20 protein-coding genes, 3 pseudogenes and 1 riboswitch are annotated in these 21,774 nt (G+C 41.6%); of the genes and pseudogenes, 22 read left to right on the top strand and 1 reads right to left on the bottom strand.

Going from position 1 to position 21,774, the window contains the following annotated elements:
• Positions 1-5 precede the first annotated feature (5 nt).
• The 7 genes from PRIP_RS11285 (at position 6) to PRIP_RS11255 (ending at position 6,656) form a co-directional block, all read left to right on the top strand.
• Positions 6-752 (top strand): segregation/condensation protein A, encoded by a 747-nt coding sequence (locus PRIP_RS11285; RefSeq protein WP_036101254.1) that lies wholly within the window; start codon positions 6-8, stop codon positions 750-752.
• Complete coding sequence (scpB, locus tag PRIP_RS11280) at positions 749-1,321, top strand: SMC-Scp complex subunit ScpB (protein ID WP_036101253.1); 573 nt, start codon at positions 749-751, stop codon at positions 1,319-1,321. The genes PRIP_RS11285 and scpB overlap by 4 nt, the downstream gene beginning before the upstream one ends.
• Positions 1,322-1,355: 34 nt before the next feature.
• Positions 1,356-2,108 carry a pseudouridine synthase gene (locus PRIP_RS11275; protein WP_036101252.1) on the top strand — a complete coding sequence of 251 codons (753 nt, stop codon included), beginning with the start codon at positions 1,356-1,358 and terminating at the stop codon, positions 2,106-2,108.
• Between the two features lie 329 nt (positions 2,109-2,437).
• A complete protein-coding gene (locus PRIP_RS11270; protein ID WP_036101251.1) occupies positions 2,438-3,157 on the top strand; it encodes a response regulator transcription factor in 720 nt (239 codons plus the stop codon).
• 125 nt (positions 3,158-3,282) lie between these two features.
• Positions 3,283-5,064, top strand: coding sequence for an ATP-binding protein (locus PRIP_RS11265; RefSeq protein WP_036101275.1), 1,782 nt, complete (start codon positions 3,283-3,285; stop codon positions 5,062-5,064).
• Positions 5,065-5,122: 58 nt separating this feature from the next.
• The gene (locus tag PRIP_RS11260) at positions 5,123-5,602 is read left to right on the top strand and encodes an acyl-CoA thioesterase (protein ID WP_052008868.1); all 480 of its coding nucleotides are present in this window, start codon (positions 5,123-5,125) and stop codon (positions 5,600-5,602) included.
• A gap of 67 nt (positions 5,603-5,669) precedes the next feature.
• A riboswitch (FMN riboswitch) is annotated at positions 5,670-5,795 on the top strand.
• A 252-nt stretch (positions 5,796-6,047) separates the two neighbouring features.
• On the top strand, positions 6,048-6,656 hold the full coding sequence (locus PRIP_RS11255; RefSeq protein WP_036101250.1) for an ECF transporter S component: 609 nt from the start codon (positions 6,048-6,050) through the stop codon (positions 6,654-6,656).
• 15 nt (positions 6,657-6,671) lie between these two features.
• Here the strand turns inward: PRIP_RS11255 and PRIP_RS11250 are convergent, their stop codons facing one another.
• A complete protein-coding gene (locus tag PRIP_RS11250; protein WP_036101249.1) occupies positions 6,672-6,920 on the bottom strand; it encodes a ferredoxin in 249 nt (82 codons plus the stop codon).
• Between the two features lie 124 nt (positions 6,921-7,044).
• Between PRIP_RS11250 and PRIP_RS11245 the strand changes: the two genes are divergently transcribed.
• The 15 genes and pseudogenes from PRIP_RS11245 (at position 7,045) to PRIP_RS11175 (ending at position 21,769) form a co-directional block, all read left to right on the top strand.
• Positions 7,045-8,067, top strand: a complete 1,023-nt coding sequence (locus PRIP_RS11245) for a YpbB family protein (protein ID WP_077912988.1) — start codon at positions 7,045-7,047, stop codon at positions 8,065-8,067.
• The gene (locus PRIP_RS11240; protein WP_036101247.1) at positions 8,058-9,458 is read left to right on the top strand and encodes a RecQ family ATP-dependent DNA helicase; all 1,401 of its coding nucleotides are present in this window, start codon (positions 8,058-8,060) and stop codon (positions 9,456-9,458) included. The genes PRIP_RS11245 and PRIP_RS11240 overlap by 10 nt, the downstream gene beginning before the upstream one ends.
• 9 nt (positions 9,459-9,467) lie before the next feature.
• Positions 9,468-10,076 (top strand): CPBP family intramembrane glutamic endopeptidase, encoded by a 609-nt coding sequence (locus tag PRIP_RS11235; protein WP_036101246.1) that lies wholly within the window; start codon positions 9,468-9,470, stop codon positions 10,074-10,076.
• Positions 10,054-10,869 carry a LysM peptidoglycan-binding domain-containing protein gene (locus tag PRIP_RS11230; protein WP_036101245.1) on the top strand — a complete coding sequence of 272 codons (816 nt, stop codon included), beginning with the start codon at positions 10,054-10,056 and terminating at the stop codon, positions 10,867-10,869. The genes PRIP_RS11235 and PRIP_RS11230 overlap by 23 nt, the downstream gene beginning before the upstream one ends.
• A 193-nt stretch (positions 10,870-11,062) precedes the next feature.
• On the top strand, positions 11,063-12,025 hold the full coding sequence (locus PRIP_RS11225; RefSeq protein ID WP_036101244.1) for an asparaginase: 963 nt from the start codon (positions 11,063-11,065) through the stop codon (positions 12,023-12,025).
• A gap of 21 nt (positions 12,026-12,046) precedes the next feature.
• Complete coding sequence (gene cmk, locus PRIP_RS11220) at positions 12,047-12,721, top strand: (d)CMP kinase (RefSeq protein WP_036101273.1); 675 nt, start codon at positions 12,047-12,049, stop codon at positions 12,719-12,721.
• Between the two features lie 273 nt (positions 12,722-12,994).
• Positions 12,995-14,140 carry a 30S ribosomal protein S1 gene (rpsA, locus tag PRIP_RS11215; RefSeq protein ID WP_036085851.1) on the top strand — a complete coding sequence of 382 codons (1,146 nt, stop codon included), beginning with the start codon at positions 12,995-12,997 and terminating at the stop codon, positions 14,138-14,140.
• A gap of 163 nt (positions 14,141-14,303) precedes the next feature.
• Entirely contained in the window at positions 14,304-15,614 is a 1,311-nt protein-coding gene (gene der, locus PRIP_RS11210; protein WP_036101243.1) for a ribosome biogenesis GTPase Der, read from the top strand.
• A 126-nt stretch (positions 15,615-15,740) separates the two neighbouring features.
• The gene (locus tag PRIP_RS11205; RefSeq protein ID WP_036101272.1) at positions 15,741-16,757 is read left to right on the top strand and encodes an NAD(P)H-dependent glycerol-3-phosphate dehydrogenase; all 1,017 of its coding nucleotides are present in this window, start codon (positions 15,741-15,743) and stop codon (positions 16,755-16,757) included.
• 275 nt (positions 16,758-17,032) lie between these two features.
• A pseudogene (locus PRIP_RS11200) lies at positions 17,033-18,017 on the top strand (tyrosine-protein phosphatase).
• 410 nt (positions 18,018-18,427) lie between these two features.
• A complete protein-coding gene (locus PRIP_RS11195; protein ID WP_003720260.1) occupies positions 18,428-18,703 on the top strand; it encodes an HU family DNA-binding protein in 276 nt (91 codons plus the stop codon).
• 365 nt (positions 18,704-19,068) lie between these two features.
• Positions 19,069-19,515: pseudogene (locus tag PRIP_RS11190) on the top strand (GNAT family N-acetyltransferase); the annotation flags it as partial.
• Positions 19,516-19,623: 108 nt separating this feature from the next.
• Positions 19,624-20,190: a GTP cyclohydrolase I FolE gene (gene folE, locus PRIP_RS11185; RefSeq protein WP_036101242.1), complete on the top strand. Its 567-nt coding sequence runs from the start codon at positions 19,624-19,626 to the stop codon at positions 20,188-20,190.
• 85 nt (positions 20,191-20,275) lie between these two features.
• Entirely contained in the window at positions 20,276-21,040 is a 765-nt protein-coding gene (locus PRIP_RS11180; protein ID WP_036101241.1) for a heptaprenyl diphosphate synthase component 1, read from the top strand.
• Between the two features lie 14 nt (positions 21,041-21,054).
• A pseudogene (locus tag PRIP_RS11175) lies at positions 21,055-21,769 on the top strand (demethylmenaquinone methyltransferase).
• Positions 21,770-21,774 lie beyond the last annotated feature (5 nt).

Genomic DNA, 21,774 nt, shown 5'->3' with positions numbered 1-21,774 from the left:
CAAGTATGTCAGGAATTAATTTTAAGGTGGAGGCTTTTGAAGGGCCACTGGATTTGTTATTGCAACTCATTCAACAGCTGGAAATTGATATTTATGATATTCCGATGGCGGAAATTACCGATCAATATTTAGAATATATCCATCTGATGAAAGAGCTTGAGCTAGATGTGGCAAGCGAGTACTTAGTAATGGCAGCGACACTTCTAGCTATAAAAAGCAAGATGTTGTTACCAAAACAAGAGTTGGAAATCGATTTAGATGATTTTGATGACTCTGTCGATCCACGGGATGAGCTGGTGGAGAAACTGATGGAATATAAACGCTTTAAAGAAGCTGCGCGTCAATTGAAGGAAAAAGAATCAGAACGCAATTTTTACTTTGGTAAAGCACCGATGGATTTAGGAGAATATGATACATCTAATAAGCAGGTGAATTTAGATGTGTCGCTAAATGATATGCTAGGTGCGTTCCACAAGATGTTACGGCGAAAAAAATGGAACCAGCCGCTTCATACGCGTATCACGAAACAAGAAATATCGATTGATCAGCGGATGAATGATGTGATGGACCATCTTGAAGCTACTGATGGTCGTGTTGCTTTTGAAGACCTATTTGAGGCTTCAACAAAAGACGAGTTAATCGTTACGTTTTTAGCTGTGTTAGAACTGATGAAGCGAAGCCAAATCGGCGTGTCGCAGTCTAAAAGTTTCGCGACGTTATATGTTTTTAGTAGAGGTGAAGAAGAGGCGTGAATAAGAAATTAGGCATTCTGGAAAGCCTGCTGTTTGCAGCCGGTGACGAAGGATTAAGCACAAAACAAGTAACAGAGGTTATGGAAATCAGCCATATTGAAGCCCTCAATTTATTGGAAACATTGAGTGACAATTATGCCGAGAATCCTGAACGTGGTATTCTTTTGCTAGAGCTTGCAGGCACATTTCAGCTAGCAACCAAAAAAGAAAATGCAGCTTATTTGCGCAAACTAGTGACGGTTCCAGGAAATACAAGTTTGTCACAGGCATCGCTTGAAACACTGGCAATTATCGCATATCGTCAGCCAATTACACGGATGGAAATTGATGATATTCGTGGCGTGAAAACGGACGGCCCAATTCATACATTAATTTCCAAAGGGTTGATAATGGATAAAGGTCGCGTAGAAGGTGCTGGTCGTGCTAAACTGTATGTGACGACATCTGAATTCTTGGATTGTTTCGGTTTGAATAAGATAGAAGACTTGCCATCGATGGATACCACAGACACTGAGGAAATGGTACAAGATGAAATGGATTTGTTTTTCGATCGGTTTCAGGGCAAGTAAAGAATAATTAGCAGTGCTAAAAAAGAGGTGCAAGATGGAACGGTTGCAAAAGGTAATTGCAAATGCTGGTATCACATCGCGTAGAAAAGCCGAAGTGATGATAGAAGAAGGAAAAGTAAAAGTAAATGGGCAAGTCGTTCGCGAACTTGGTGTAAAAGTAGGCAATTCTGATAAAATCGAGGTCAATGGGATTGAATTGACGCAGGAAGTAAAACGTTACTTCTTACTCTACAAGCCACGCAGCGTCATGTCTGCGGTTTCTGATGATAAGAAGCGCCGCGTCGTTTCAGATTTTTTCACAGACATTCCAGAACGTTTGTACCCTGTTGGGCGTCTTGATTATGATACGTCAGGGCTATTATTAATGACAAATGACGGCGATTTCGCGAATCAATTGATGCACCCAAAATTCGAAGTTGAGAAGCGGTACATCGCACGAGTGAAAGGAATTCCAACGAAAGAAGCTTTGCGCAAATTAGAAAATGGCGTTATGCTAGAAGGTCGCAAAACATCAAGAGCGAAAGTACGCCTCCAATCTTTTGATAAGAAGAAAGAAAAAGCAATTGTAGAAGTCATTATTCATGAAGGTAGAAATCGGCAAGTGCGTAAAATGTTTGACATCATTGGTCATCCTGTGCAAAAATTGTCAAGGGAAGCTTATGCCTTCTTAGACTTAAAAGGGCTTAATGCTGGTGAACGCAGAGAGCTAACCCATCATGAAGTAAAAAAACTCAAAGCTTTAACACAGTTTGGAGACAAAAAAAAAATAGCATTGCTGCAAAACTAGATTTAGTAAAGCAAACAACATAGATAATTTTACATTTTGAATGAGAATCTAGGGGAATACATGCCATTATCCCTAGTTTTTTGTTGCTGTTAGTGACTAAAAATGTGTCTTTTTTTTACGAAATGATGCTTTAAAATAGCTAAAACTAAAAAAAACATGTATAATTTCTTCAAAAGATGGCGATTTGTTGGAGCAATATGAATAATTGTGTGTTATGCTAAAGTTGTGAACAAACTGTCAATAAAAAGGTACGAAAGACTAGGGGAATAGCTACATACCGAAATAAGTTTCCAGTTTTTTGGGAGAAACGAGTAAGGGGATGATTACCTATGAGTGAGCAAGTGAAAATTCTCGTTGTGGATGACGAAGACCGGATTAGGCGTTTACTAAAAATGTATCTTGAACGTGAGAATTATAAGATTGAAGAAGCTAGTGATGGAGATCAGGCGTTACAGCTTGCCATTGAGAATAGCTATGATGTGATTTTGCTTGATTTAATGATGCCAGGAAAAGATGGCATCGAGGTGTGTCGTGAACTGCGAGAGTATAAAGCAACACCTGTCGTAATGTTGACGGCTAAAGGAGAAGAAGCCAATCGCGTTCAAGGATTCGAAGTGGGTGCTGACGATTACATAGTAAAACCGTTTAGCCCGCGCGAGGTTGTACTACGTGTTAAGGCTGTTTTACGACGCGCGCAACAACACAGTCATCCAATTGCCACAAGCGCCCCTGGGGATATTATTACGTTCCCACATTTGAAGATTGATAACGAAGCACATCGTGTCATTGTCGAAGGGCAAGAAATCAATCTAACACCAAAAGAGTATGATTTGCTTTACTATTTAGCGAAGTCACCGGACAAAGTATTTGACCGTGAATCCCTATTAAAAGAGGTATGGCGCTACGAGTTCTTCGGGGACTTGCGTACAATTGATACTCACGTCAAACGTTTACGTGAGAAGCTCTACGATGTATCCGAAGAAGCTGCCAAAATGATTGTAACGGTTTGGGGACTCGGCTACAAGTTTGAAGTAACCGAGACAGTATAATGTTAAAAAATAGTTAGATAGGTTTTGCATGGTGCGATTAATGACAAAGCCTATCTTTTTTGGTCTATAAAGCGTTGAAAAATAGCGGAAAGCGGATGAAATTCAAAATCAAAGGGCTGATGAGAATGAGATTTTGGCATAGTATTGTAGGGAAAATATGGGGTTCTATCATTCTACTATTGACGGCTGTACTTGTTGCAACGGGTTTTTTCATTGCAGTTACATATGGGGATAAAAATTCCGAACAAATCACAGAGGGAATTCACACAACGACAGAGCGTGTAGGGGATTTGATTGAATCGGGAGAAAATTTGGATACGCTTGATTCGGCTTTTCAACTCTTGGATGAGTCGATAGGAATTATTGTGGAGCAGGATGGGAAAGTTATTGCGTCTAAGCAGACGAGTATGCACTTGAATGATGCTTCCTATCAAAAACTATTTAGCAATAAGAAATTTAATGAACACTTAGACAAGGGCGATTTTGTTAGTGAAAGTTATAATTTCTACCAAGATCAGACGGATGAAACTGTACATATGGGAGCGCAGCGTTTTAAGACGATGGATGGGAATATTTGTACGGTGTATGTATATCGTTCCTATGGTGATATTTTAGAAATTACTGGGCAAGTGACGAAAACCTTGGTCATTTCAGGAATTATAGCGGTGCTTGTTACGTCGATTTTGTCTTATATTCTATCTTCGCGCATGTCCTACCCACTTCGAGAAATGAAAAAGATTGCGATTGCGGTTTCTAAAGGGAATTTTGATAATCGGGTGCCAACGTACACGCACGATGAAATTGGTGACTTAGGCATTGCTTTTAACAAAATGGCGCAACAACTAAAATACAATATTAGTGCGCTTCGCCAAGAAAAGGAGCAACTTTCGAATATTTTGGTAGGTATGGCAGACGGTGTTATTAAATTCAATATTGATAAGACGATTATATTGAGCAATCCGCCTGCAGAACAGTTCTTGCATGACTGGTTTTTCTCTACAGAAAATAGTGATAAAGTGTTGATTCCCCCCAAATTAGATGAGATGTTATCAAACATTTGGAAAACACGTGAGGAGCAAGTGGGCGAGATTTCGTTTGGTGATCAGACCTATGTAGCCATTTTAACATTGCTCTATAATGGAGATGATATTCGGAGTATCGTTACGGTTATTCGTGATATGACAGAGGAAAAACGACTAGAAAAAATGAAAACGGATTTCGTAAACAATGTTTCGCATGAATTGCGGACCCCGATTTCGATGTTGCAAGGTTATAGCGAAGCGATTATTGATGGTGTGGCGCAGACCGATGAAGAAGTTCGGGAATTTGCACAAATTATTTATGATGAGTCGTTGCGAATTGGGCGATTAGTGAATGACATGCTTGATTTAGCGAGAATGGAAGCAGGTTTTAATCAATTAGATAAAAAACGAGAACCAATTGTACCATTCCTGGATAAAGTGGTGTCAAATTTTGAAGTGTTGGCGAAGGAAAATAATGTGAAGCTCCGATTGGTAGCCGATGATCCAGATTTGGAATATACATTTGACCAAGATCGAATGGAGCAGGTGCTCGTGAATTTGATCATGAACGCGATTCGTCATACGGGACGCGAGGATTACGATGGTGTCGTTGAAGTTCATGAAACAGCGAATTTCTATGCGGATGAGCTGGTGATTAAGATTATCGATAACGGTAGCGGTATTGCTGAAGAAGATATCCCATTCCTGTTTGAACGCTTCTATAAAGCCGACAAAGCACGTGTTCGCGGAAAAACTGGCACGGGAATAGGCCTATCGATTGTAAAAAATATTGTCGAAGCGCATAATGGTAAAATAAGCGTGGAAAGTAACTTAGGAATTGGCTCCACATTTATTATCACTTTGCCGCTTTCCACAGATGTATAAAGGAGTTTTGTAAAAATGACAGAACGTATGCAAAAAATTTTGTAAAGATTCGCTTGTAATTAAGACAAGTCGGGTATTTCCATCTGACACAAATAATCATAATACGCTTTTCGGTGGGCGCTTGATGACCTATATTGATGATACGGCTTCTATTAGCGCATCCCGTCATTGTCGTACAGGTATTGTTACAGCATCGACGGATTCCGTAGACTTTTTGCAACCGATTAAAAATGATCATTCCGTTTGTTTGGAATCGTATGTGGCGTCAACAGGGCGTTCTTCGATGGAAATTTTCGTAAAAGTGATTGCGGAGAACTTAAAAGATGGCGAGCGTTATTTAGCTGCAACTTCATTTTTGACGTTTGTCGCGATTGATGATAATGGCAAAACGGTTGAAGTGCCAACGGTTGTTCCGCAAAGTGATGAGGAAAAAATGATTAGTCGCGATGCGGAAGAACGGAGTCAAGCACGTAAGAAACGTTTGACGCAAAGTCGGGCACTAGCCGCCTCTTTGTCTACAGATATTCCTTGGGGATGAGTTTTGCAGGGTTTACAGGCAGGAATTCCTTATGATACAATGAGCAGGTAACAAAAAATAAAATATCGTTCATCTTCGGGGCAGGGTGTAATTCCCGACCGGTGGTTAAAGTCCACGAACTGTTTCTTTTTGAGATGGTTGATTTGGTGCAATTCCAAAACCGACAGTATAGTCTGGATGGGAGGAGATGTTGGTTCGCTTGTTGTTTGGCGTACCTACTTGAAAAATTGACTTGTCAGTAGTCTATTTTGGCGTGACCATTTTTAACGACGCAACTTGTTTTTGTTGTGTTTGCAGGAGGTCTTGTTTGAATACACATGACATGTTTGGAATTTCACATACCATCCCTCGATTGTTTTTTTCGGGGGATTTTTTTCGTGTAGTGTCGTAGATAAAAGGGAAACCGCAGATTCTTAGGATGAACATCTAAGGAGAAGTGATTTTGATGAAGAAGTATTCTTTAAAGGCGTTTGTAAGTATTGCAGTATTGGGAGCGGTGGCGTTTGTCATTATGTTGATTCAATTCCCGTTATTGCCGAGTGCACCATTTTTGAAGCTTGATTTTAGTGATATTCCTGCGGCGATTGGTGGATTATTGTTTGGTCCGCTTGCTATTATTTTAATTGAATTTGTGAAGAATGTGCTGGAGTATTTAGTAACGGGGAGCTTTGTTGGTGTACCTGTTGGTGAGCTGACAAATTTCTTATCGGGAATTTGTTTCGTGTTGCCAATCTACTATGTGTTCCGTTATGCGCGTTCGACCAAAGCAATGATTTTAGGGGTTGGGATTGGAACAGTGACGTTGACGGTGGTGATATCGCTACTTAATTACTTTGTCGTATTACCTTTTTATATTACGGTGGGCGGTTTGCCAGCTGGGACAAATATTGCAGCGCTTGTTACGACAGCGATTATACCATTTAACTTATTAAAAGGTGTGGTTGTCGGCGCGGTATTTATCTTAGTGTACGGCAGGATGCGTTCTTGGATTATGAAAAACACGATTGTTAAACTAAAAGTAAGCAAAGATAAAAAGCATCATGGTGTGGTGTAAGATGCTTTTTAAAAATTAAGAATCATATTTGAGCGGGTTGCCATGAAACGGGTGATCCGCTATTTTTATGGATAAAGACGGGCAGGCTTGTTCGGCGTCTATGGCGTCTTCTTCGAGGTTAGCAGGAATGGGTGCTGTGCCTGTGTTGTCGTCTTGTATCGTGAATGCTAGGCCTTCGTCGTTGTAGTCGAACAGGTCGGGGGCGTGAACGGAGCAGGCGCCGCAAGCGATGCAGGTGGATTGGTCGACGATTGTGTATTTCATGGAAGACACTCCTTTCGTGAGATATTCTACTTGATTTTACTCTCAAAAGTCTTTTTTAGCAAATTTCGCAAATAGGGATGCCGAACAGATGTTTTCGTGTTAAAATAGTGGGAAAGTATCGGAAATGGAGTGGGCGAATGTGGATGTGTTGGATGAGTATTTGTTACATGTGATTGCTGCGTTTCCGCGGAAGCGTAAGCCTGCTTTTTTGTATGCGATTGTGACGGGAAAAAGGACGGGGCAGGCGGTGCAGGATTCGCATTTGTTTGATGTGACGCGTTTTTTTGGTTGTGTGCCGATGATGCGACAACGGCATTTTGATGCGCGCTTGGGGCAGTTGCGGGATGCGGGCTGGATTGCGTTGGACGAGGACGGGGTGTCGCTTTTGGGTGTGCCGGAATCGGGCTTTGCGGAGCGGTTTGGCGATTTGGATGGGTTTTCGTTTCAGAGTCGGACGGCGCCTTTTTTTGAGCGCTTGCTTTTGGCGGTGCAGGTGTTTAGTAACTGGAAGCATGAGCGGAAACGTTATTTGCCGATTGTGCGCGATGAGGAGACGCAGTTTGTCGTGAAGCAGTGGCTGGGTTATTTGTTGCAGGAAGAGACGCGAATTGAGGCGCGGACGGCGTTTTATAGGGAACTGACTATGTGGTTGCAGGATGCGAAGGCGGATTTGTATGTGCCGCGGTTTTCTGGTGGCGAGTATATTGGTAAGACAGGATTGCAGGTTGCGAGCGAACTTGACATGGAGCCGTGGGCGTATTATTTTGAATGGTTGGATGGGTTACATAAGTTGTTGGCGCAGTTGGAGCGGTTTCCGATGTTGCAAAAGTTGATGCCAGATGCGACGCGGGAATTGACGACTTCGGCACAAGAGACGCTACATTTGTTGCGACAAGGTTTTGATACGGAGCGAGTGATGGCGATTAGACGTTTGAAGTGGAGCACGATTCAAGATCATCTGGTAGAAATTGCTGCGACGGTGCCTGATTTTTCAGTCGGTACTTGGATTGATGAAGCCACAGTGGACGGTATTGCGCAAGGAACGTGGCAGTCGTTGAAGGAAATCAAAGAGGCGTTTGGCGAACTGGATTATTTCCAAATTCGGCTGGCTTTGATTGTAAAAAGGAGTGGCGCGAAATGCAATTAGAGGAGCAGTTAGAGCAGTTTTTAGGATTTCGCGAATTTCGAGCGGGGCAAAAAGAAGTCATTGAACAAGTTTTGGTAGGACAGGATTGTTTTGCGATGTTGCCGACGGGGACTGGGAAAACGGTATGTTATCAGTTGCCTGGCTATTTGATGGATGGCGCGGTTTTGATTGTTTCGCCGCTGCTTTCGTTGATGCAAGACCAAGTGGAACGGATGCGAGCGAATGGCGAGAAACGGGTCATTGCGCTGAATAGTTTTTTAACTGGTGAGGAAAAACGGTTGGCGATGGGGACGCTTGCTAGTTATAAATTTATTTTTGTATCGCCGGAAATACTTGGAAATTCGCGGGTTCGGGCGGCGATTTCGCAGTTGTCGATTGGCCTTTTTGTAGTGGATGAGGCGCATTGTATTTCGCAGTGGGGACATGATTTTAGGCCGGATTATTTGGAACTTGGGACTGTTCGCGCGCAGTTAGAAAATCCTGTCACGCTTGTTTTAACGGCAACGGCAACGCGGAGAGTGCGAGCGGATATTAAAACGCAGTTGCAGCTAACCAATTGTGTAGATGTGATTCATTCAGTGGATCGCCCTAATATCGCGATGATGGTACAGCAAGTGGAGACGAGGAACGCGAAACACGCCCAGTTGCTGCAGTTGGTTGGTTCACTCAAAGGTCCTGGTATTATTTATTTTTCTAGTAAGAAGTTAGCGGAGCGGTATGCGTATGAAATCGCGGAGATGCACGGCTTAGCAACGGCATTTTACCACGGAGATATGAGTGGGGAGGACCGAATGACGATTCAGCAGCAGTTTATCCAGAATCAGTTGCATTTGATTTGCGCGACGAGTGCGTTTGGAATGGGGATTGATAAAGGCGATATTCGCTATGTGATTCATTTTCATATGCCAGGTGACTTAGAGGCGTACTTGCAGGAGATTGGTCGTTCTGGTCGTGATGGAAATCCGAGTGTGGCGATTTTGCTTTATGCCGATGGGGACGAGGCGATTCAACTGCAATTGCAAGATCGTGATTTGCCAGAGGAAGAACTAGTGCACCTGAGCCCGGCGCTTACGGAACAATTGCCATTAACGGAACGGCGTTTTTTAGAATTTTACCGCGAAATGGGCTTCACGCCAAACCAAATCAAAGAAAAAATTCAATTTCGTAAGCGCTGGAAAAAAGAAAACCTATTTAGTTTCTTAAACTTTCTAAAAGGAGTCACGTGTCGGCGTCAATTTATTCGTGATTATTTTGAAGAGGTAGCTGTGAAGTCAAAACCGATGAACTGTTGTGATATTTGCGGTGTGACGCTGGCTGATTTTTATGGTGAGAACGAGCCAATCGAAACCGAGCAGGCATGGCAAAATTATTTAGCGTATTTGCTTGAATAGGAGGAAGTTATGGCAAACCAAGTGGATATCATGCGAAAAATGACGAAAAAAGAAATAACACATGTTTTTTTCATTCAAAATGGCTTGTTAATTTTACTCGGAATTGGTATTATTTTTATCAGTACTGGTATTTTGCAGTGGATGAAAGAATTGAGCTTTGCTTGGCAGCCGATTTGTTGGGCGGTGTGGCTGGCACTTGTTTGGGCGGCGATAAATATAACACTTGATCGTGTGTTACCTGAACGCGTTACAGACGATGGGGGCCTAAATAAGCTGATTTTTAAAGACCGAAAGCCACTGGATGTTTTGTTGCTTTGTGTGCTGATTGGTTTTACAGAAGAATTGATTTTTCGCGGTGTCATCCAATTTTACTTTGGTTTTTGGGCGAGTGTGATTTTGTTTGTCCTAGTGCATTTTCGCTATTTAAATAAAGTATATCTGTTGTTCAATGTTACAATAACTAGTATAATTATTGCAGGACTATTTCAATTTAGTAATCAGAATTTAATTTCGGTGATTATATTTCATATCGTGTTCAATTTTATTGGTGCAATGGATATGAAAATGAGATATCAGAATGGAGGAGGGGTCGCGCATGGTGAAGAAACACGACGATAACTTTAATAATGGAGAAGAGAAAGAATTTAAACAATTAGGTGACGATTACGATGATGACTATATAGACTCAATTCCATCACGCTCCCAAAGCAGACGCGCTAATAAATCAAAGAAAGCGATATTTCGTTATCCAATATTGAATTTGCTCATCATTTTCTTTTTACTTATTCCGATTGTTTGTTTAGCTGTATACTTATTTGTGCTGAATTTCGGACCGAACAACGATGATACAGTGACGACTAATACGGCGCAAACCGAAACGAAGAAAGAGAAAGAAGTCAACATTTCCAGCAATGAAACAAAAGTAAAAGAAGCGAAGGAAAAAGCATCGGCAGAAGCAAAGGCAAAAGAAGAAGCCGCAGCTAAGGCGAAGGCAGCAGCAGATGCAAAAGCAAAAGAAGAAGCTGACCAAAAAGCGGCGGCTGAAAAACAACAGCAACAAGCAGCAGCAAACGAAGCCAAGAAAAAACAAGAAGAACAAGCAGCAGCCGAGAAAGCGGAACAAGATCGCATAGCTGCAGCAAAAGCCGAAGAAACACGGAAACAACAAGCAGCGGCAGCTGAGAAAGAACAGCAACAAGCAGCAGCGGCTGAAGCGAAGAAAAAACAAGAAGAACAAGCAGCAGCATCGGCATCTTCACATACGGTAGTAGCGGGTGATACGCTATACAGTATTGCGCGTAAAGCATACGGTGGTACAAATGTAGCGGCAAACGTAGCGAAAATAAAGCAAGCGAATGGTTTATCTTCGAATAACGTACCAGTGGGCACTGTACTGAAACTACCACAATGATATTTTGAAAATAATGGAAAAAGAGTCTGAGACGAAAGCCAAGTAAAGCCGAAGTTTACCAATAAATTTTTAATAGGTGATGTAGATTCGACTTTACACAAATCGAGCGAGAGTGTTTATATTACAAACACTTGTCGCCGATTTATTCCGGTTATGTCCCAAACTCTTTTTTTCTGAGGAGAAGGTGTTTTTTTTGGCAAAGGTAGCGTTAATTACGACTGGTGGAACGATTGCAAGCACAAAAACGGAGTCCGGACGGCTTGCTTCGGGGGAGCTTTCGGGACAAGAGTTGGCGGCATTATGTGAGTTACCAGAGGAGATTCAAATTGATATTTTTTCGACATTTCAATTGCCATCGATGCATGTTACGTTTGCGGATTTAGTATCGCTTCGGGATTTGGTGTTGCGGATTTTTGAAGATGATACATATGATGGGGTTGTTGTGACACATGGAACGGATTCGCTTGAGGAGACGGCATATTTCTTAGATTTGGCGATTGGTGATGCTAGACCTGTTGTTGTAACGGGGTCGCAACGGGCACCGGGGGAAGCAGGATCGGATGCATATATTAATATTCGCCATGCGATTTATACGGCGAGCGTGAAGGAGTTGCGTGATGCTGGGACGGTTGTTGTTTTTAATGAACGTATTTTTGCAGCGCGCTATGTGAAGAAGGTTCACGCATCCAATATTCAAGGATTTAGCGCTTTTGGGTTTGGTTACTTAGGCATTATCGATAACGACCAAGTATTTCTATACCAAAAACCGTTGGAGCATGAATCGTACGAAATTAAGCAGGAAATGCAGAAAATCTATATTGTGAAATGCTATTTGGAAGCAGACGGCCTGTTCATTGATGCGGCGCGTGAAGCTGGTGCAAACGGTATTGTCTTAGAAGGCGTCGGCCGCGGACAAGTTGCACCGAAAATGATGCCAGCGATTGAGCGAGCCTTAGCTGATGGCATTCCAATTGTGATTTCAACGAGTGCCGAGGAAGGCAATGTGTATACAACATATGATTATGAAGGTAGCACGTATGATCTTTACAAACGAGGCGTTATTTTAGGAAAAGATTATGACAGTAAAAAAGCACGTATGAAATTGGCCGTTTTACTTGCTGCTGGAGAAGAAATTTGTCAAACCAATTTCAGATAAATGAAGGAGTCGAATAAAGAAATGAGCAAAAAGATTTGTATCGCAATTGATGGGCCTGCCGCAGCAGGAAAAAGTACGGTAGCTAAAATTGTTGCAAAAGAGCTACACTATATTTACATTGACACAGGAGCGATGTACCGCGCAGTAACATATGCTGCAATCAATCGAAAAATACCATTACATGATGAAAAAGCACTCGGCGAAATGCTTGTAAATACGCAAATTTCTTTTGAACCAGGCGAGGTACAACAAGTTTTTATCGGAGAAGAAAATGTGACGGAAATTATTCGTTCTCTGGAAGTTACTGCCAATGTTTCAGAAGTTGCAGCACACCCTGTTGTTCGTGAAGAATTGCAGAAACGGCAGCAGCTTTTTGCAACAGAAGGTGGGATTGTTATGGATGGCCGCGATATTGGTACTGCAGTTTTGCCGAATGCGGAATTGAAAATCTTCTTGTTAGCAAGTGTGGAGGAACGTGCAGAACGCCGCTACAAAGAAAACGTGGCAAAAGGTTTCCCAAGCGATTTAGAACAACTAAAGAAGGAAATTGAAGAACGCGATCATCTCGACTACACAAGAGAACACTCCCCACTTCAAAAAGCAAAAGATGCCATTGAATTGGACACAACATCGATGACAATAGCTGAAGTAGCTAAATCTATACATGAGTTAGCGAAAGCAAAAATCAACCAGTAGTCTATACAAAAAATACAAAAGTCTAGGTTTGCGAATTATTTTTTAATAGATGAGGAAAAGTCGCCGAAAACGACCGAAAAAACTTGACAAATTCGCGCTTTTGTAGGAAGTTAGTAGAGAGAGAATTTATCTCGTCAATAGGATTTTCTAGTATCGTTTTAGATTGAAGCCGTATTCCTGCTTATTTGTCGCATTTACGCGCTTAATTATACTTGGAACAGTCAATCTTTTGGAAGTCCTAATTACGATAAATGTTTTAGAGGAGGGCTATACATGTCTGAAGAATTAAATGATGTAGAAGTTAGAAATTTTGAAGAAGGCGACAAAGTCACTGGTACGGTTACTAGTGTAGAGGATAAACAGGTGTATGTTGGCATACCTGATTCCAAATTAGATGGTGTTGTCCCAATCAGTGAATTATCTAATGTTCATATTGAACAAGCCTCAGATGTCGCTAGTGTTGGCGATACGTTAGATTTAATCGTTTTGAAAGTAGAAGACGATGTATTAGTATTATCTAAGCGTAAAGTAGATGCGCTTCGTTCTGTGGATGATATTAAAGCGAAATTCGAATCTGGAGAAGTATTCGAAGCGGTAGTAAATGATGTTGTAAAAGGTGGCTTAGTGGTTGATTTAGGCGTTCGTGCATTCGTGCCAGCATCGCTTGTAGAGGACCATTTTGTAGAAGATTTCGCGTCTTATAAAGATCAAACGTTGACTTTCAAAGTAGTGGAATTTGAGCCAGAGAACAATCGCGTTATCCTATCGCATCGTGCTGTTGTAGAAGCTGAAAAGGCTGGTAAGAAGCAAGCGCGTTTGAGTGAAATTAAAGAAGGCGATGTTGTAGAAGGCACTGTACAACGCCTAACTAGTTTTGGTGCTTTTGTAGACATGGACGGTATCGACGGTCTTGTTCATATTTCACAAATCTCTTATCAACATATTGCAGCACCTTCTGATGTATTAGAAGAAGGACAATCGGTGAAAGTAAAAGTTATCGGTGTTGACCCCGCGAATGAGCGCATTTCTTTATCTATTAAAGAAACACAACCAGGACCATGGGATGACATCGCTGAGAAAGCTCCAGTTGGCGCTGTACTAAAAGGTAAAGTAGCCCGTCTCGTAACATTCGGCGCTTTCGTTGAAATTTTCCCAGGTGTGGAAGGGTTAGTGCATATTTCACAAATCTCTCATCAACATATTGGCACACCACAAGAAGTGTTAAAAGAAGGTCAAGAAGTGGAAGTCAAAGTTCTCGATGTTAACGAAACTGACAAACGTTTGTCACTAAGCATCAAAGAATTGACAGAGGCTCCTGTAGAAGTAGCAGACTACGAATTGCCGGAAGAAAGCACTGGTTTCCAACTAGGTGACTTGATTGGTGATAAACTAAAAAATTTAGATACAGATAATAAATAAGTTCCATTTTATTATGAAGCGAGGAGTCGGTGTTACGCATAATCGTTTGCGCATCTACTGATTTCTCGTTTTTTGTTTGCAAATTTAAGTTGATACTAGGTGCATTTACTGTTAAACTAAAGAAAGTTTGAAAAAGTAATTTAAAGAAAAAGAAGGTGAAATAATGGTTAAACCAGTAGTAGCGATTGTCGGTCGTCCGAACGTCGGCAAATCCACTATTTTCAACCGCATCGTCGGCGAACGTGTGTCGATTGTGGAAGATATTCCGGGAGTTACAAGGGACCGGATTTATAATTCGGCAGATTGGCTTGGACGTGATTTTAATATTATTGATACAGGCGGAATCGATTTAGGAGACGAGCCATTTTTAGCGCAAATTAAGGCGCAGGCGGAGATTGCGATTGATGAAGCAGATGTGATTATTTTTATTACAAATGGTCGTGAAGGTGTAACGGATGCCGATGACCAAGTGGCAAAAATTTTATATCGTTCGAATAAACCCGTTGTTTTGGCGGTAAATAAAGTCGATAATCCAGAAATGCGTGACCAAATTTATGATTTTTATTCACTAGGGTTTGGCGAGCCGTTCCCAATTTCAGGGTCCCATGGTTTAGGGCTTGGTGATTTACTGGATGAAGTATTTAAGAAATTTCCTGAATTGGATGAGGAAGAATACGATGATAACGTGATTAAATTCTCGCTTATCGGTCGCCCGAATGTTGGAAAATCTTCTATCTTGAATGCTTTGCTAGGCGAAAACCGCGTGATTGTTTCTGATGTTGCTGGAACGACGCGGGATGCGATCGATACGCATTATGAATATGAGGGGCAAGAATATGTCATGATTGATACGGCGGGTATGCGTAAACGTGGTAAAGTCTACGAATCCACCGAGAAGTACAGTGTATTGCGGGCTATGCGAGCGATTGAACGAAGCGATGTTGTTTTAGTCGTGCTCAATGCTGAAGAAGGGATTCGCGAACAAGATAAGCGAATTGCTGGCTATGCGCACGAAGCAGGACGTGGTATTTTAGTCGTTGTGAATAAATGGGATGCGATTGAAAAAGACGAGAAAACAATGAATGCCTTTATTCAAGATATCCGTGAACAGTTCTTGTTCTTGACATATGCGCCGATTGTTTTCGTATCCGCATTAACGAAACAGCGCCTGACGAATCTTTTCCCAATGATTAACGATATTAGTAATAACCATTCATTGCGAGTACAATCGAGCTTGCTCAACGACGTTATTATGGATGCGGTGGCGATGAACCCATCTCCAATGGATAAAGGCAAACGCTTGAAAATTTACTATACGACACAAGTTGCTGTTAGACCGCCAACATTTGTTGTGTTCGTCAATGAACCAGAACTCATGCATTTTTCTTACGAACGCTTTTTAGAAAATCGAATCCGCGAGGCCTTCCCGTTCGATGGTACGCCAATTCGATTAATCGCCCGCCAAAGAAAATAAATGGCGTAGTGCATATGCGAAGTAAATCGGGATTTTACGTCTTACGCGAAAATATTGAGGATAGAGGTTTTAACTTAATTTATACGTTCTCTCATAATTTTTAATAGTAAAGGGGCGAGTTTGATGATGAAGAAACAGAAGATTGCTGTTCTTGGTGCTGGTAGTTGGGGCACCGGTTTGGCGTTGGTTTTGGTTGAAAACGGGCATGATGTTATGATTTGGGGTAACCATCCGGAGGTTGTGGATGAACTGAATACGAAGCATACCAATCAACATTATCTTCCTGATATGGAGCTTTCTCCTAAAATGCGGGCAACGCTTGTATTAGAAGAAGCTTTAGAAGACGCTCAGATGGTCGTTATTGCGATTCCGACAAGTGCGATGAGAATTGTTTGCAGTCAGTTAAATGATGCTTTGAAAGAGCCTACACTGCTTGTACACGTAAGTAAAGGTATCGAACCAGATACGAATTTACGCATGACGCAAGTGATTGAAGAAGAGGTAGCGCCTGAAAAACGTTCTGCTTTAGTTGTTCTTTCTGGTCCGAGTCACGCAGAAGAAGTCGTTCGCCACCATCCGACAACGCTTTGTGCGAGTTGCAAAGATTTGAAAGCGGCAGAAATCGTTCAGGATGCTTTTTTAAACAATAATTTGCGTATTTATACAAACGAAGATGTGATTGGCGCTGAAATCGGTGGCGCTTTGAAAAATATTATCGCACTTGGCGCAGGTATCACGGACGGTCTTGGTTATGGCGACAATGCGAAGGCGGCGCTAATGACGCGTGGTATGGCCGAAATTACACGACTTGGTGTAACGGCTGGTGCTGACCCACAAACATTTTATGGTTTGACAGGTATTGGTGATTTAATCGTCACTTGTACGAGTGTCCATTCACGAAATTGGCGCGCTGGGAACATGCTTGGTAAAGGCGAAAGCTTGGACAAAGTATTGGAGAACATGGGAATGGTCGTCGAAGGAGTTCGCACAGCCAAAGCCGTTCACCAATGGGCGCAAAAATTACAAATCGACATGCCAATCACCGAAGCGATTTACAAAGTCTTGTTCGAAGACGAAAACCCACAAACCGCGGTTGACCGTTTAATGGGTCGCGACCGGAAGCTCGAAAAAGAAGAATACTAAGACCAGACTGTAAAAAAACTATATTTAAAGCATAGACCTGTTCGTGTCTCTAAACCTCAGTGTGTCGACAAATGCCTAGTTTCTGGGCAAGGATTAATCCATCACTTCGCTCACTATTATATTGGAACTGTAGCTCGTTAACATCGAACAGTTCCAACAAAATGGGCGTTTGTCGACACGCTGTACCTTTTATGGCTTAGGCTGTAAGAGGTTTTTTTTAATGGATTTGTGCTAGGATGGAGAGGAAAAGATTACGATTTGGAGGGAAAGATATGATACAAACAAATCGCCATGGCAACCAGTTAACCTTGACTTGGTCTCCAACGGATATTTTGGCAGGTTCGATTATTTTTCAAAGCAATACAGCAGCACCGACTAGTTCGAAAAAAAAAATTACTCGTTGTGGACCAGGAAACAAAGCTTGTACTCGTAACCGATGACACACCAGTATTTTTCATTATTCAGCATTCTGATGGCACGAATACTGTTGTCGGTGAACGTACGATTCCGCTAGAAGGCTGCTTTAATTTCCGTGACTTGGGCGGCTATGTCAATACGGCTGGAAAAACGGTGAGATGGGGCAAACTATATCGCTCTTCTCTCCTCACCAATATTACCGAAAAAGATAAAGACACACTTGAAAAACTAGGCGTGAGCTGGATTTGCGACTTGCGTAGCACATCAGAAATAGCAGCCAAACCGACACCAGCCCTAGCCAACATCAAAAATCGGCACATCCCAATCGGCACTGCAAAAAACGAATCTACAGAATCACAAAAAATCTATATTCCGGATGACCACCGCGTCTACGAACCATTGATGGGCGAGAGTTACCGCGTTTTTGTACAGTCCAAAGCTGGTTTCCGCGAGATTTTTAACGACATCATCGAAAAAGAAGAAGTGCCATTCCTATTTCATTGCACCGCGGGAAAAGACCGTACAGGTGTTTTAGGCGCACTATTATTAAAATTATTAGATGTACCTGAAAATATAATTTTGGCGGATTACGAGCTTACAAATCAATATGCCGACGATATCCTTGGCGAAATGCAAGGATTAGTCAATGCTTTTTCTACCAGTGAGAAAAAAATTGATTTAGAAAATTTCAGACCGATGGCGGAAGCGCGACCTGCCTATTTAGAAATTGCCTTCGATGAAATGCAAAAAGAATACGGTTCTGTAGACGCATATCTCGAAAAAGGAATCGGCATTACGCCCACAGAAAAAGCAAAATTCCAAACTATGATGTTAGAAGGATAATAGTAGTTGAAACCTAGAGTTTTCAGGCAAAGGAGCAGATTTAGGCGTTTTTTTTTAAGGAATTTGAACTATTTTTGCTATTTGGCGTGTTTTTACTTGCTATTATAGGACTCTCGCGTTAGTATTATGCTTAACAGCTTGATATAATCACGTTTGTGCAACTAGGACTAAGAAGATTTAAGAAAAAAAAGTTTGTGAATTTTTTTTAACTTTCGCTTCTAAATCCTTGCAGTTGTAAGAAGAATGTGATAATCTTTTATCAGAATTACTGAAACGGCAGTAAAATGCCATTCCAGCCGAAATTCTTCTGAGAATTTCCATAGAAGTTTAGCTTATTTTGGAAAATGAATAAGAAAGTGTTAGCTAAGACCTGAACACTTGGTATTATTCTCTTAAGGAGGTGAAACACAATGGCAAACAAAACTGATTTAGTAAATAGCGTAGCTGAGCTTGCAGATCTTTCTAAAAAAGACGCTGCTAAAGCTGTAGAAGCTGTTTTTGAAACAATCCAAACTTCTTTATCTAAAGGTGAAAAAGTTCAATTAATCGGATTTGGTAACTTTGAAGTACGTGAACGTGCTGCTCGTAAAGGTCGCAACCCACGTACAAAGGAAGAGATTGACATTCCTGCAAGCAAAGTTCCTGCATTCAAACCAGGTAAGGCGCTTAAAGAAGCTGTTAAATAATTACATACACTTTTTAAGCACGGAAAAAGAGTCTTTGGGCTCTTTTTTTGTTGTTGGTGGCGTTTGAATGCAATGAATTACGCCAACAACATAAGCGTGAGCGAAGCGATGGGTTAATCCATGGGTTTAATCTATTGCTACATCTTCTCAAATCCTAAACGCAAACACCCTTAGCACCAACCAAAATCCCAACCGATGTGATAATCCGATGTCCATCCAAAACACCCCACCCCTCCAAACCAACAGACTAACACTAAGAAAATTCACCCCATCCGACCTACCAGCCTTACTAAACATACACAGCGACAAAGAAGTAAATAAATTCCTACCCATGTTTCCCTTAAAAAAACCACACCGACGCAAAAAACTACTGGGAAAACCAATACGCCGCTGCCTACAAACAAAAGCAAGCCTATCAATACGCGATTTGTCTAAAAGAAGACAACATCCCAATTGGCTACATACACATCAGCATGAGCGACAGCCACGACTTAGGATACGGCCTTACCAAAGAATTTTGGCATCAAGGTATTGTAACAGAAGCCGGTCAAGCCATTCTTGCACAGGCAAAAAAAGACGGCATTCCGTTCGTCACGGCGACACACGACAGAAACAATCCTCGAAGCGGCGGCGTGATGATTCAACTCGGCATGCACTACCAATATTCTTACGAAGAACAATGGCAACCAAAAAATCAACTTGTTACATTCCGCATGTATCAACTAAATCTAGCCGATAAAGCGACCCCAATTTACAAAAAATATTGGGATGATTCTGCGGTTTGTTTTATAGAAGCAGATGTGACATCTTGAATTTATCCAGCGAAACGTCCAATCTCCAAGCAATTAACATTTACCTCATATCCTACCTATGTTAAAATAGCGAGGTAGGTTATAACGGGTTTGTAAAGGGGAATACTAATGGAGCAAATAGATAAACAGAAAATTGCAGATGCAGTAAAAGTTATACTAGAAGCAGTCGGTGAAAATCCAGAACGCGAAGGCCTTTTAGATACACCAATGCGCGTAGCAAGAATGTACGAAGAAGTATTTTCTGGACTAAGAAAAGATCCATCGGTCCATTTTAATACTGTGTTTGAGGAACAACATGAAGAACTAGTGTTGGTCAAAGATATTCGATTTTCATCGATGTGTGAGCACCATTTAGTGCCGTTTTTTGGAGTCGCGCATGTCGCTTATTTACCGCAAAATGGTCGCGTTGCTGGGCTTAGTAAGCTTGCACGTGTCGTAGACGATGTGAGTAAACGTCCGCAGTTACAAGAACGGATTACAACAACAGTAGCCGAAATTATGATGGACAAACTAAAACCGCTTGGCGTTATGGTCATCGTAGAAGCAGAGCATATGTGTATGACGATTCGTGGCGTGAATAAACCTGGTGCTAAGACAGTAACTAGTGCGGTTCGTGGTGCTTTTAGAAATGATGATAAGCTACGCAGTGAAGTGATGGCTCTAATTAAAAATTAACGAATGAGTAGATATAGCAGTTTTTGTAATGATTATGCTATAATTTATAGTGTGTGATAAACGAGTTTTGAAGGGGATTTTGTCAATGAGTTATCAAGGTGGCGTAGCGCAGTTAAAGCAGGTGGAAGCACTTGTCTTAGATCGGACGACGTATCGATTTCTTGGGGAGAATTTTGAAGGACCGGAAGTGGATAAAGATCAGATGCTGTGGCTACATGAGGCGATTAGAGGAACGGATGTGGATGATAGTGTAGCCAACCAAGTGATTGGCGCAACACTGTATGTTATTTTAGCGCATGATACGCATGATGGCATTGATGAAGTGACCGATCGCACGCGGCAAACGTCGCAGGAAAGACAGTTGACGGTGCTTGCGGGCGATTTTTATAGTAGTTTATATTACCGTACATTAGCCGAGTTTGGCATGATTGATTTGTTGGCAACTTTACAGCGCGGGGTGCAGGAGACGAATGAAGCGAAGGTGAACTTGTATCAACTGCATATTACAGGTGACGAGGATTATCTAGCACATTTAGTGAAATCCAAAACCGCGATTTTCGAAAAATTTGCGATGCATTTTGAATGTAGCGAAACATTTGTGCAAGTTGGCGCATACGCGATTTTGTTGAGGTATTTATTAGATGAGCGCAAGAAATGGCTCCAAAAAGGTGAATCGTTATTCAAAACAGCGTATGAGCATGGCTATATGGCGATGAATGCACAGGCTGATTTTGTGACATGGTTAGAAGATTTAATCGTGACAGTGAAAATGGAGATAAAGGCAAATAAGAATGGGCTTGCGATTTCTGAAATGACAGAGAAAAGGTTGCAAGAGCTACTCGGACAATAAGGAGAAATGATAAAATGATGGAAACAAAAGAACAAAAAAGTGCACAATGTATTTGAAAAAATTTCTCCAAGTTATGACCGAATGAATAGCTTGATTAGCTTCCGATTACATGCAAAGTGGCGTAAGAAAACAATGGAATTAATGCGTGTGAGAGAAGGCGCGTCGGCACTTGATGTTTGTTGTGGCACGGCGGATTGGACGATTACTATGGCAGAGGCTGTAGGGGCATCTGGTTCGGTTATTGGGCTGGATTTCAGTGAGAACATGTTAGAAGTAGGAAAAGAAAAAGTCACTACTACGGGACTGGAAAACATTGTGTTGATGCACGGGAATGCTATGGAATTACCGTTTGCGGATGATTCGTTTGATTATGTGACGATTGGTTTTGGGTTGCGAAACGTTCCGGATTATATGACGGTGTTACAGGAGATGTATCGTGTGTTAAAACCAGGTGGCTTGCTCACTTGTTTAGATACATCCACACCAACGATTCCAGGTTACAATCAGTTGTTCTTCTTTTATTTCCGCCATATGATGCCGTTAATGGGTAAACTTTTTGCGAAGAGTTATGAAGAATATGCGTGGCTAGAAGAATCAACGCGTAGTTTCCCAGGTATGAAGAAGTTGGCAAATATGTTTCAAGAGGCTGGATTTGACCATGTTCGTTATGTTCCGCATAGTGGTGGAGCAAGCGCGACGCATTTTGGGTATAAAAAGAAGGAACAATAGGTGGG

The sequence above is a fragment of the Paenilisteria riparia FSL S10-1204 genome (genome assembly GCF_000525995.1).
In the GTDB taxonomy this organism is placed as follows: domain Bacteria; phylum Bacillota; class Bacilli; order Lactobacillales; family Listeriaceae; genus Listeria_A; species Listeria_A riparia.
The sequence above is the reverse complement of the archived record's forward strand: the minus strand, read 5'-3'. Positions and strand labels throughout refer to the sequence as shown.

Excerpts from the sequence above, each read along its gene's own strand:
- PRIP_RS11255 (WP_036101250.1), top strand. The coding sequence starts at position 6,048 with ATGAAGAAGTATTCTTTAAAGGCGTTTGTAAGTATTGCAGTATTGGGA.
- folE (WP_036101242.1), top strand. The coding sequence starts at position 19,624 with ATGGAGCAAATAGATAAACAGAAAATTGCAGATGCAGTAAAAGTTATA.
- PRIP_RS11275 (WP_036101252.1), top strand. The coding sequence starts at position 1,356 with ATGGAACGGTTGCAAAAGGTAATTGCAAATGCTGGTATCACATCGCGT.
- PRIP_RS11270 (WP_036101251.1), top strand. The coding sequence starts at position 2,438 with ATGAGTGAGCAAGTGAAAATTCTCGTTGTGGATGACGAAGACCGGATT.
- der (WP_036101243.1), top strand. The coding sequence starts at position 14,304 with ATGGTTAAACCAGTAGTAGCGATTGTCGGTCGTCCGAACGTCGGCAAA.
- PRIP_RS11265 (WP_036101275.1), top strand. The coding sequence starts at position 3,283 with ATGAGATTTTGGCATAGTATTGTAGGGAAAATATGGGGTTCTATCATT.
- PRIP_RS11285 (WP_036101254.1), top strand. The coding sequence starts at position 6 with ATGTCAGGAATTAATTTTAAGGTGGAGGCTTTTGAAGGGCCACTGGAT.
- PRIP_RS11195 (WP_003720260.1), top strand. The coding sequence starts at position 18,428 with ATGGCAAACAAAACTGATTTAGTAAATAGCGTAGCTGAGCTTGCAGAT.
- PRIP_RS11245 (WP_077912988.1), top strand. The coding sequence starts at position 7,045 with ATGGAGTGGGCGAATGTGGATGTGTTGGATGAGTATTTGTTACATGTG.
- PRIP_RS11250 (WP_036101249.1), bottom strand. The coding sequence starts at position 6,920 with ATGAAATACACAATCGTCGACCAATCCACCTGCATCGCTTGCGGCGCC.
- cmk (WP_036101273.1), top strand. The coding sequence starts at position 12,047 with ATGAGCAAAAAGATTTGTATCGCAATTGATGGGCCTGCCGCAGCAGGA.
- rpsA (WP_036085851.1), top strand. The coding sequence starts at position 12,995 with ATGTCTGAAGAATTAAATGATGTAGAAGTTAGAAATTTTGAAGAAGGC.
- PRIP_RS11235 (WP_036101246.1), top strand. The coding sequence starts at position 9,468 with ATGGCAAACCAAGTGGATATCATGCGAAAAATGACGAAAAAAGAAATA.
- PRIP_RS11240 (WP_036101247.1), top strand. The coding sequence starts at position 8,058 with ATGCAATTAGAGGAGCAGTTAGAGCAGTTTTTAGGATTTCGCGAATTT.
- PRIP_RS11230 (WP_036101245.1), top strand. The coding sequence starts at position 10,054 with ATGGTGAAGAAACACGACGATAACTTTAATAATGGAGAAGAGAAAGAA.
- PRIP_RS11180 (WP_036101241.1), top strand. The coding sequence starts at position 20,276 with ATGAGTTATCAAGGTGGCGTAGCGCAGTTAAAGCAGGTGGAAGCACTT.
- PRIP_RS11205 (WP_036101272.1), top strand. The coding sequence starts at position 15,741 with ATGAAGAAACAGAAGATTGCTGTTCTTGGTGCTGGTAGTTGGGGCACC.